Source organism: Gaoshiqia sediminis (assembly GCF_025907915.1).
Classification (GTDB): Bacteria; Bacteroidota; Bacteroidia; order Bacteroidales; family Prolixibacteraceae; genus Gaoshiqia; species Gaoshiqia sediminis.
In genome coordinates, this window is record NZ_JAPAAF010000011.1 from 18,063 (window position 1) to 28,685 (window position 10,623).

At 44.9% G+C, this 10,623-nt stretch carries 8 protein-coding genes; 5 read left to right on the forward strand and 3 right to left on the reverse strand.

What is annotated here, in order from left to right; all coding sequences use genetic code 11:
- Window positions 1–12: 12 nt before the first annotated feature.
- Both N2K84_RS09685 and surE read right to left on the reverse strand, forming a co-directional pair.
- The gene (locus tag N2K84_RS09685; protein ID WP_282591603.1) at window positions 13–315 is read right to left on the reverse strand and encodes a hypothetical protein; all 303 of its coding nucleotides are present in this window, start codon (window positions 313–315) and stop codon (window positions 13–15) included.
- The gene (gene surE / locus N2K84_RS09690; protein WP_282591604.1) at window positions 315–1,076 is read right to left on the reverse strand and encodes a 5'/3'-nucleotidase SurE; all 762 of its coding nucleotides are present in this window, start codon (window positions 1,074–1,076) and stop codon (window positions 315–317) included. Before surE ends, N2K84_RS09685 begins: the two co-directional genes overlap by 1 nt.
- A gap of 223 nt (window positions 1,077–1,299) precedes the next feature.
- On the opposite strand from surE, the gene N2K84_RS09695 reads away from it, so the two are divergent.
- On the forward strand, window positions 1,300–1,683 hold the full coding sequence (locus tag N2K84_RS09695; protein WP_282591605.1) for a VOC family protein: 384 nt from the start codon (window positions 1,300–1,302) through the stop codon (window positions 1,681–1,683).
- Between the two features lie 83 nt (window positions 1,684–1,766).
- A complete protein-coding gene (locus N2K84_RS09700; protein ID WP_282591606.1) occupies window positions 1,767–2,669 on the forward strand; it encodes a hydroxypyruvate isomerase family protein in 903 nt (300 codons plus the stop codon).
- A gap of 80 nt (window positions 2,670–2,749) precedes the next feature.
- Here N2K84_RS09700 and N2K84_RS09705 read toward each other — a convergent pair whose 3' ends face one another.
- On the reverse strand, window positions 2,750–3,916 hold the full coding sequence (locus N2K84_RS09705; RefSeq protein WP_282591607.1) for a DUF819 family protein: 1,167 nt from the start codon (window positions 3,914–3,916) through the stop codon (window positions 2,750–2,752).
- A gap of 257 nt (window positions 3,917–4,173) precedes the next feature.
- On the opposite strand from N2K84_RS09705, the gene N2K84_RS09710 reads away from it, so the two are divergent.
- From N2K84_RS09710 to N2K84_RS09720, 3 genes are all read left to right on the forward strand, one after another.
- Window positions 4,174–5,418, forward strand: coding sequence for an ROK family transcriptional regulator (locus tag N2K84_RS09710; RefSeq protein ID WP_282591608.1), 1,245 nt, complete (start codon window positions 4,174–4,176; stop codon window positions 5,416–5,418).
- A gap of 124 nt (window positions 5,419–5,542) precedes the next feature.
- Complete coding sequence (locus tag N2K84_RS09715) at window positions 5,543–8,818, forward strand: SusC/RagA family TonB-linked outer membrane protein (RefSeq protein ID WP_282591680.1); 3,276 nt, start codon at window positions 5,543–5,545, stop codon at window positions 8,816–8,818.
- Window positions 8,819–8,829: 11 nt separating this feature from the next.
- On the forward strand, window positions 8,830–10,575 hold the full coding sequence (locus tag N2K84_RS09720) for a SusD/RagB family nutrient-binding outer membrane lipoprotein (RefSeq protein WP_282591609.1): 1,746 nt from the start codon (window positions 8,830–8,832) through the stop codon (window positions 10,573–10,575).
- The last annotated feature ends 48 nt before the right edge of the window (window positions 10,576–10,623 follow it).

Consider the following 10,623-nt stretch of genomic DNA (forward strand, 5'->3'; position numbering starts at 1 on the left):
GATTTTTATAGGCTAGAATGCCTTTGATAGTAAGATGGCAAAGGCATACACAAAAGTGGCCATCAGTACGCCCCGGGCTGCCAGGTCATGTTTCTTTTTGAAAAAATAAAGGAATAGCAACAAATTGGGGGTTACGCACAGGGTTGCTAATTTCACCAATGCATGCAAGTGCCAAAGTCCCGTGAGATAATCTGTGAACGGTACTTTCTGTCCGCTGACAAGATACATCAGCAGAAAGACGAAAACGGGTAAAATGATGCCCGGGATAAAGCCAATCCGGAGCCTGTTCTGGTTGAATTTTCCGCTGGTTGCCATTAAAATCTCCAGTTTTTCATTTGTTGGAAAGTTTCGTGGCAGGTCATGTCAACGGTAACAGGAACCACCGAAACGTACTGGTTGTCGAGGGCATGCATATCCGTGCCGGCCGTGTCCGGTTCAAAATTTTTGAAATAGCCGCTTAGCCAATAGTAATCACGCTGGTGGGGGTCAGTCCGTTTTTCAAGTTCTTCCACCCATTTTCCCGAGGTTTGGCGGCAAACCTCAATACCTTTCACTTCGCCTTTGGGAATGTTCACGTTCAGACAGGTAAAATGAGGCAGCCCGTTTTCGGCAACAGCCTGAAAGATGCGCGCAACCACCATTTTGGCCCGGGTGAAATCGGCATCCTGGGCATAGTCGCACAGTGAAAAACCCATAGAAGCTACCCCGTGCAAGCACCCCTCGATGGCAGCTCCCATTGTACCGGAATAAACTACGCTGATTGACGAGTTGGACCCGTGATTAATCCCTGAAACCACAAAATCGGGATGACGGTCCAGCAGATGATTGAAGCCGATTTTTACGCAATCAACCGGTGTGCCGTTGCACTTGAAAAGTGTATAGCCCTCTTCTTCCTTCATTTTGGTGGCACGTAGGGGTTTGTCCACCGTTATGGCGCTCGACATGCCCGACATGGCCACCTCCGGAACAACTACGACCACCTCGCCAAACAATCTCATCACTTCGGTAAGTTCCTTCAGTCCTTTGGCGTGGATGCCATCATCATTGGTAACCAATATTAGCGGGCGGTCTTTCATTTTGTCTTTGTTAATTTGAATCGCAAATATAACCTAAACGCCCCGAAAGTCAGTCTGATCATCGGATAAATTCAGGTAATTATCTCGTAAAAAATCAGCTTGAACTCCAACTACTGAAATGCGTACAATGCAATGGCTAATAAATTTCGGAATAGATAAAGTGGTTGGAGCAACCAATGAGCTGTAAGGAATGTTGAAAATGATAATCTAAAATTGTAAAACCATGAAAACATCAAAAAATGCCATTGTATGGGCCGAAATTCCGGTGTTGAATTTTGACCGGGCCAAGGAGTTTTATTCCAAATTATTGGATAGTCAGTTGTATGAACAGGTGATGGGCAAGCACCGGATGGGATTTTTGCCGATGGATCCTGATTCGAATGGCGTCGGAGGCGCAATTGTACAAGGGGAGGGTTGCACGCCCAGCAGTTTGGGGACCCGGGTCTTTCTGGATGCCGGAGATGACTTGAAGCCGGTACTCGACCGTGTTGAATTTGCCGGTGGAATTGTCATTATTCCCAAAACCCTGATTACCGAAGAGATTGGTTATTTTGCCCTTTTTGAGGATACCGAAGGAAACCACGTAGGTTTGCATTCAAAAAAATAGACTGAACAGATAGGCCGGTTATCCCGGCTTTTCTTTTAGGGGAAGAATCCGTAAATTGGGGCCATTAACTTAACTCAATTACCATGAAACTTACTTCCTCTCGCCGTTCATTCCTGAAAAACGGAAGTCTTGCTGCAGCTGCAAGTGCGCTCGTTTTAACTAACCTCAACGGCTGTCAACCTGAAAACAAGGCATTAAAAAAGCCGGGGCAAACGCCCAATACCAAATTTGCTGTCAATATCGAGATTTGGTGGAAAGACCTCCCGGTGTTGGATCGCCTGGAGAAAACCGCCGAACTGGGTTTTCCCGGAATCGAGTTTTGGAGTTACGCAGATAAAGACCTGGATGCCATGGCAGCCAAATGCCAGGAGCTTGGTCTGAGCATCCGACAATTTACGGCCTGGGGGTTCGAGCCGGGCATGAACAATCCGGCCAATCACGATTTGTTTGAGGAGAAGATCAAAGAGGCCATTCAGGTAGCCAAAAAACTGAATTGCCCGAAAGCCACGGTGGTAGGAGGAAACGATCAGGAAGGCATGAGCCGGGAGGAAATGCACGAAAATATCATCACTGCCCTTAAGCGGGTGAAACCCTTGGTGGAAGAAGCCGGGCTGATGCTGATCCTGGAACCCATGAACATCCGGGTTGACCATAAAGGGCATTCGTTGTACGGAAGCCCTGACGCTGTGCGAATTTGCCGCGAAGTGAATTCGCCCATGGTGAAAATTAACTGGGACCTCTATCACATGCACATTTCCGAAGGTGACCTGTGCGGACACCTAAACGAAGGGTTCGATCAGGTTGGCTATATCCAGGTGGCCGACCATCCGGGGCGAAAAGAACCGGGCACAGGAGAAATTTACTATCCGCGTGTGTTCAAAGAACTGAAGACACTGGGTTATGACGGCTACGTGGGACTGGAATGCTGGCCGCTGGAAGGCGAACTTGCGGCAGCAGCCCGGGTCGCTCAGGCCGATAAGTGGTAGCCCGGCAGGATTAAAAGATCAGCGGCAAAAGCATACGGTGGAGAACTGCTGCTTTTGCCGCTTTCTTTTAAATGAAGTTTTCAGCTTAAAAACAAGGCGATAGATACGCCGATAAACGTGCCGATTACATAGCCCAGGATACCCACCAGGATGCCCGGTGTGATCAGTTTTTTTTGCCCAAGCGAGGCGGCCATGGGGGCTGCTACCGAAGGCCCCATGATATTGGCCGCTGACGAAACCACCACTTCATATACATCCAGCTTGAACAGTCGGGCTGTTGCCAGCAATACCAGCAGATGAACCAACAATACGACCAGGTAAAATCCCAATACAGCAGGGCCTACCTGCAACATGTCGTTCAGGTTGGTGGCTGCGCCAATGGTGGCCAGAAATAGATACATCATCCATAAACCTATGGAAAAGGCAGTGTCCTCAAGTGCTTTCAATCGTTTGGGAAAGAGGTTGGCAACCAAAACAGAGAGTACGGTGATGATCAGGATGCTCATATTCATCCGGGTCGAGAAAAAGTGCTGGAAGATTTCTTCGAGCAGCATGCCGGCCCCGGCAATGGCGGCGGCTAAAAACACCGATAGGGCAATCCGTTCCAAGGTGATGGGGGTGGCGGAACTCTCTTCCGGTATTGACGGTTCGCGGTTTTCCGCTTTTTCCTTTACAAAAAAGCGTTGCAACAGCCGGACGGAAGGAACAGCGATCAGGAGCAAAACAAAAAGGTTGGCTGCGAAATTATCCACGGCAATAGTGGCCGAAAAAAGCGGGTGTGTGCTGAAGTTCAGGATTTCGCCGGTAGCTACAAAGTTCATACTCCCGCCAATTAGCGTGGCTGCAATAACTCCGGCCGTGCTCGCCGAATCTGGCCCCAAGTCGATGAGGGCGTAGGCCAAAAAGCAACCCAATACCACGCCGATAGCTCCGATGGTGTAGGCAACGAGCAATTTTCCACCTTCCCGGATAATCCGTCCAAGGTTAGAGCCCACCAACAGCATAGGGATCGACAGTGGGACAAACCAGTCGAAAACCAGGTTGTAAACGGGAACCGGAACGTCGGTTCCGGAAGCTGCCGGTACTACGCCGGTCATTGATAAAATGGACATCAGGACCATCGTGACCAGAATGCCGGAAACCTTGCCCAGCCATTTTTTGTGTTCGGACCAAATGCCAAGAGCCGCAGCGCCCAGCAAAACGGCAAAAAGCAATAAATGATTTTCGTAGGAAATTAACGGGAACATACCATATTATTATAGTAGGGGGATGCCCTTGTTTTCTGTGGGGTAAAAATAAGGAGAACTATCTTGAACGGGACAGATTTCCCTTTTTATTTCTGCATTGACTCAGATTTAGTGCTGTAGGGATGTGAATAGATGTGAAAAAATGTTATAAAAAATATTCACATTCTGAAAATACTTATGAAAAAAATTACAAAAGTATATGTCTGTGTGAAAATTATATTTTAATATTGTATGAATGAATCGAAAATAAGTCAGCAATGGTTTTACACCGGAAGGAAGACACCCAAAGGATGGCTATCAGCGAGCTGAAGCGATACAAGCTGCGGATGCAGATCATCCGCCTGTTGTATAAGCGGAACTTGCAATCGGCCTCGGCGCTGAGCAAAAAAATCAATGTCAGCCTGCCTACAGTGCGTTCCATTCTGGAAGATCTCATTGAAGAGAAGGTGGTGGTTGCCTCCGGCACCGGCAACTCGCAGGGCGGACGCAAGCCCACCATCTACAGCCTGTCCGGAGACGCCTTTTTTATTCTGGCCATTGAGTTGGGCCAATACCGGGGCAAAGCTGTCATTTTTAACAGTTTGAACGAGGAAGTATTGCCGGTAGTTGGTTTCGAGACTAATATTGACGATCCGAAACTGGAAGAAAAGATGGAGAAGGTTATTGGTGAGTTGCTGACACGAGCAGGCCTTCAACCAGACGAACTCTCTGCCATTGGTGTAAGTATGCCCGGGTTGGTGGATTCGGAAACCGGGATCAACCGAACCATAAAAAGAACCGAGGATAGAAATATTGCTGCCCGTCTGACCAAACGATTCGGCATCCGTACCTACATCGAAAACGATGCGCGGATGCAGGGCTTGGGCGAATTTGTGTTCGGGAAGGCAAAAAATACCAACAATACGCTGATTATTAATTGGAACTGGGGACTTGGGCTGGGCATGGTCCTGAACGGTGACATTTACAGCGGTGCAACTGGTTGTGCGGGCGAGCTGAGTCACATCCGCATTATGGAAAATGGCAAGCTCTGCGACTGCGGTAAACGGGGCTGTCTGCAAACCATTGCCGGGGCACAGCATCTGCTGGATATGGCCAGGGAAGAAATTGCCCGCGGCACCATTTCGCAGCTGACCAGTCAGTTCGGGGAACGTCCGCAGGAGCTCACCCCGGACGACATCATCAACTGCGCCAAAAAGGGTGACGAGCTTTCCATCTCGCTGCTCACCACCATCAGCACCAACCTGGCCTGGGGGATCTCCATCCTCATTCAACTGTACAATCCCGAACTGATTGTGCTGAACGGCCCGCTCACCCAGGCCGGACAATTCATCCTCATTCCGGTGCAACATGCGCTTAATCAATATTGTCTGAAAAATATATCAGAAAACGTCCGCATAGAGATATCTGAAATGGGCGACCACTCGGGGCTGAAAGGCGTAGCGGTCATGGTGTTTCAAAATATCTTCCGCGACAAATCCATGGATATTAATATGAATAACTAGCTCTCTTTAATCATTATTTTATATCTATTATGTTCTAAAAATTATGCTTATGAATCGAAAATTAAACTTGTCTAAAAGGTGGTTGACAACTTTTGTCGCACTTTTTATGGGAGTTGGCATCCTGATGGCCCAAGAGGTCAATCTTTCAGGAACCGTAACCGGATCTGAAGATGGAATGCCACTTCCCGGAGTATCCGTACTCGAAAAAGGAACTACGCGCGGAACTGTTACCAACATTGACGGAAAATATACTATTTCCGTACAAAGAGGGGCAGTTGTTGTATTCTCTTTCATCGGGATGCAAGCTCATGAGTACACAGCTCAGAATTCAATGACTTACGATGTTATTTTGCACCCTGAAACTACCGGTTTGGATGAAGTGGTTGTTACTGCATTGGGTATCAAACGGGAGAAAAAGGCACTCGGTTATTCTGTTAGTTCCATTAAATCGGATGAATTGGTTAAAGGAGGGATTCCTATTAACCCATTGACTTCACTTTACGGTAAAGCATCCGGGGTAAGGGTTTCCGGGACTGCAAACGGACCAACCGGCGGTATGGTCATTAACATCCGAAATTCGGTATCATTGACATCTTCATCATCTACCCGACCATTGTTTGTTGTTGACGGGATTCCAATTTTTGATGAACATACGGGAACAAGTGGGAACGATAGAACCGGACGCGATAAAGGAACCGGAATCAACGACATCAATGCTGAAGATATTGAATCTATCGAAATCCTGAAAGGTGCAAAAGCCTCGGTTTTATATGGTTATGCAGGGGCAAATGGCGTTGTGTTAATAACAACTAAATCTGGCTCAAAGAAAAAAGGGCTTGGTATTGAGGTAAATTCCAGCTATACCTGGGACAATGTTGCTTATTTGCCGAAGCTTCAAAACGAATTCGGATCTGGATCCAGTGTGGGGTATGCGACTCCAGATGCCGAATTAACAGATGCCGATGGATTTAAATACAAAGATGTAAATGGCATTCTTACGCCAGTATATTATAGTGATGGTGGCGCCGGATTCGGACCAAGGATGGATGGGCGCAAGATTTTATGGTGGGATGGTGTAATGAGACCATATACCCCTCAACCGGACAATCATAAAGATATATTTAAAACAGGGCATTTACGGACAAATGGGTTTTCACTATCCAATGCCGGCGAACTGGGGAATATTCGTTTCGGGTACACCAATAAAAATTTTGAAAGTACAGTTCTTGGCGCATACCAAGATAACCATATCTTCAGCTTCAACGGTAAATTGAATATTTCAGATAAAATAAGAGCTAACTACATCAGTAATTATTACTACACATTCAACCATAATGCCCCGTTTAGGATGCAGGATGGTCTGGTGACATTCGGTATCAACCGTGATATGAAAACGGAGTTATGGGAACAGCATATTACCGATGAAACAGGAATCTACTGGTATTTCAGGGACAGGAATAAAGCAGAAATGGCAGGTGCTTTAGTCGGATCATTGGGTGCGCCATATTATTGGAATCAAACCCAAAATGATTTTGATGAAACCAGGCACCACCTTTTGCAATCGATTAATTTAGAAATTGACTTTACGGACTGGTTATCACTTACGCTTCGCTCAGGTTTTGATATGACGCGAAAACTTAACGAAGTTAAAAAGAAGGTGATCAAACCTTTAGGTGAAGATGCTTACCAAGGCTTTTATTCTGTTGACGAAAGGAATATCATCAACTTTTACAACAATGCCTATCTAAATTTCGATAAAAAGATTAATGACGATTTTGGTATTAGTGGTCTGGTAGGATTCGTTTACGAGAATTTTTCCGATCGCAATGTCATGTCAACAACTACAAATTTCCTTGTCGAAAACTGGTTTTCCTTGTCAAACAGTAGTAATGATGTAAAATCAGAAGGTTGGGGCAGTAGGAGATCAAGTGTACTGTATGGAGTTCTGGCTTCTGCCCAGCTTTCGTATAAAGATCAGCTCTATATTGAGGTTCAAGGACGAAACGACTGGTCATCGATCTTACCACCGAAAAACAACAGTTACTTTTACCCCGGAGCAAGTTTCTCGTGGATTGCCAGCGAAACATTGGAATTGCCGGATGTAATTAAATATGCGAAACTAAGAGGATCGTTTGCTGATGTTGGACGCCCAGGGCCGATTTATTTCGGAAACCTCGCCTTTGACATAAACAGTTATGGCGGAATTCCTTATGCAACAGCATCATCAGATATGCCTCCGGCTGATTTTGAAGCTGGTCTCGCTGAAGGGAAATTGCCTCCTGAAAACCTGAAACCAGAAAGAAAACGTGAATTTGAGGTTGGTTTCGAGATGAGCTTTTTCGAAGGAAACCGTTTGTCGGTTGATTTCTCTTGGTTTAAATCAAACATTTATGACCAAATCATCGGGTTGAATGTGCCGAAATCATCAGGCGTTAATAGAATTATTGTGAATGCCGGGGATATTGAGAACTCGGGGCTTGAGTTGCAGTTAACCGGGAAACCGCTTGTCACAAAAGATTTCCAGTGGCAAACAACCTTAAATCTGGCAAAATACAATACCAAAATCATTGAGCTGTCGAAAGGAGTTGAAATCCTTCCGTTATGGGGCATTACCGGCGCGAAGATGGAAGCCCGGGTTGGTGGCGAATACGGCGAGATTTATATCAACCCATGGAAGCGCGACGACAATGGTAATTTGGTGATTAACACATCTACCGGTGTTTACGATTTTGATAAAGAACAGCAAAAGAAAGTTGGAAAACAGATTCCTGATATTACCGGAGGATTCAATACAAATTTCTCCTTTAAAGGCTTGTTCCTCGATTTTGACTTCGATTTCCAATTTGGAGGGACATTGATCTCTCAAACCAATATGTACCTAAAAGGAAACGGAACAGGTACTGAATCTTTAAAATACCGGGATGAGGCTCGTGGGGGGCGTCCATATTATGTAAATACAAGTAACCAGCTTATTCCACTTGACTCTCATTCAGCTGCCGCTCCTACTGATTCCAAATATGATTTCATTCTGCACGACGGGGTAATTTTACCTGGTGTAAAACCCGATGGGGCACAAAATGACATCTTAATTTCAGCGCAGCAATACTACGAAAGAACATACTGGCAGGGAGGTATGGATATCGCTGAGGATGCGATCTACAAAAGCGATTACATCTCATTCCGCCGGGTGACTTTGGGATATGAATTACCTAAAAAACTTTTACAGAAATCGTTCCTGACCAACGTAAGACTGTCTGTATTTGGGAACAACCTGGCCTACTTGTATAAAGCTGTTCCTAACGTTACTCCCGAGTCGTATGCCGGGACGAATGAGTTTACCGAGTATTCCGGTATTCCCGGCGTAAGAAGTATCGGTTGTGAAATAAAATTAGGATTTTAAAAATTACCACAATGAAGAATAAATTAATAAACATATTCAGTAGGAAAGCAATCCTCATTCTGTTTAGCGGAGTGTTTATTGCGCTGTCTTCATGCCAGGACCAACTGGAAGAAGAATTCTATAACCCTGAAAAACAAACGCAGCCCAGTTTTGAGATGCTGTTTACCGGCGCTCTTCAGCCAACTGAACTATTCCGAATGGAATATGGACCGGGATACCACCAAAGCCGCGCGTTTAACCGGCTATTGGGCTTGGGAACCTTCCCGTATGCTTATTACAACAATCAGCCTGACAATAGTGTTACAACCTGGACTGGCTGGTCGGGGGTAACCTTGAGAGAAACGCAGTTTAATAAAACATACGTCGATTTCAATAAGAATATCCCAGTAATTAACCTCATGTTGAATGGACTGCCGGAAGAGGAAAAAGCAAACTACGAAGTTTATGTCCACTGCATCAATGTTGTCAAGGCATTCATGTTCCAGCGTTTGACCGACATCTATGATGATGTTCCTTTTTCTGAAGCAAATGGTGCTTATGAAAATAAATTCTGGGCCAAATATGATACTCAGGAATATATTTACACGACATTACTGAATGAACTGAAAGAAATAGAAACTGCATTAGCAAACACCACCTTAAATAGTTCACTTGCGCATGAGAAGTTTAAGATTCATGATATCTTAAACAACGGTGATATTTTGAAATGGCGAAAATTTGCAAACTCAATGAGATTGAGAATGGCCATGCGTTTAAGTAATGTCGATCCGAACAAAGCGAAGGAAGTAATTGGCGATATTGTTGGGAATAATCTTCCGGTTGTATCAGAAACAGAAGATTTGATTGGCATGGCAGAAAAAGATTATGCCCACGTCATGGAATGGTATTGGCCCCGCGCAGTAATGGAAATGTGGTACAACTTCCATGCTCCTCGTTTTATCCTTCGTGATGTTTTTGGCTACAAAGGTCCCGGAACACCGGAAGAAGAAGTGGATCCAAGACTATACGTTGTTTTTCAACCTAACAAATTTGGAGACTATGTTGGTTGCGATATTTGGGGAAATGACCAGTATCCGAATATCGAGGCTGACATGACAGAGTTGGGATACGATGCAGAACGTATTACAAATGCGAAAGACTGGAACTATGATGATCACCTGGAGCCTTATTTTTCATTTTATAATAAGATTACCTATTTCAATTTCGATATGAAATACCCGTCATTTACGCCTTCCGAAACTCATTTATTGTTGGCCGAAGCGGCAATCAGATATCCGGAAGTAGCCGGAAGTGTCGATCCTGTAAGTGAATACAGAAAGGCAATTTCGCAATCAATCGACTGGTATTATGAGGTAAACAGGACGAATAAATTTAGTGTCACATCTGTTCCTCCAATTCCTGCCAACATCATGGACGGATCGCAATATCCGAAACCTTCTGTTGCAGTCATTGGTGCGTTTCTCGACAACAAATCAGATGCCTTTAGTAATCTGGATAGTAATGATAAGATCAAAGAAATCTTTTATCAGAAAATGGCACACTTAAATATTCTTAATTACTGGGAGATTTGGAGTGAGACCCGCCGTTTACAGAAGGATTACGGTATTTTAGCCCCGGTTTCATCAAAGTGGATTTGGATGGAGCGGTTTTATTATCCTTCAAGTGAAGAAACGACCAATCCGGATAATTATGCTGCTGTCGCAAATAAAAATGATCATGACACACCCGTTTGGTGGACTGGCAGAACAAAGAATTAATCGGATATTGTTAAAAGTCAATTAGATATTCTTTTCGGATAGGCTGTC

What these genes read in the sequence shown, in the direction of transcription:
- N2K84_RS09700 (WP_282591606.1), top strand. Translation starts at nt 1,767, where the DNA reads ATGAAACTTACTTCCTCTCGCCGTTCATTCCTGAAAAACGGAAGTCTT.
- N2K84_RS09705 (WP_282591607.1), bottom strand. Translation starts at nt 3,916, where the DNA reads ATGTTCCCGTTAATTTCCTACGAAAATCATTTATTGCTTTTTGCCGTT.
- surE (WP_282591604.1), bottom strand. Translation starts at nt 1,076, where the DNA reads ATGAAAGACCGCCCGCTAATATTGGTTACCAATGATGATGGCATCCAC.
- N2K84_RS09685 (WP_282591603.1), bottom strand. Translation starts at nt 315, where the DNA reads ATGGCAACCAGCGGAAAATTCAACCAGAACAGGCTCCGGATTGGCTTT.
- N2K84_RS09720 (WP_282591609.1), top strand. Translation starts at nt 8,830, where the DNA reads ATGAAGAATAAATTAATAAACATATTCAGTAGGAAAGCAATCCTCATT.
- N2K84_RS09715 (WP_282591680.1), top strand. Translation starts at nt 5,543, where the DNA reads ATGGCCCAAGAGGTCAATCTTTCAGGAACCGTAACCGGATCTGAAGAT.
- N2K84_RS09695 (WP_282591605.1), top strand. Translation starts at nt 1,300, where the DNA reads ATGAAAACATCAAAAAATGCCATTGTATGGGCCGAAATTCCGGTGTTG.
- N2K84_RS09710 (WP_282591608.1), top strand. Translation starts at nt 4,174, where the DNA reads ATGGTTTTACACCGGAAGGAAGACACCCAAAGGATGGCTATCAGCGAG.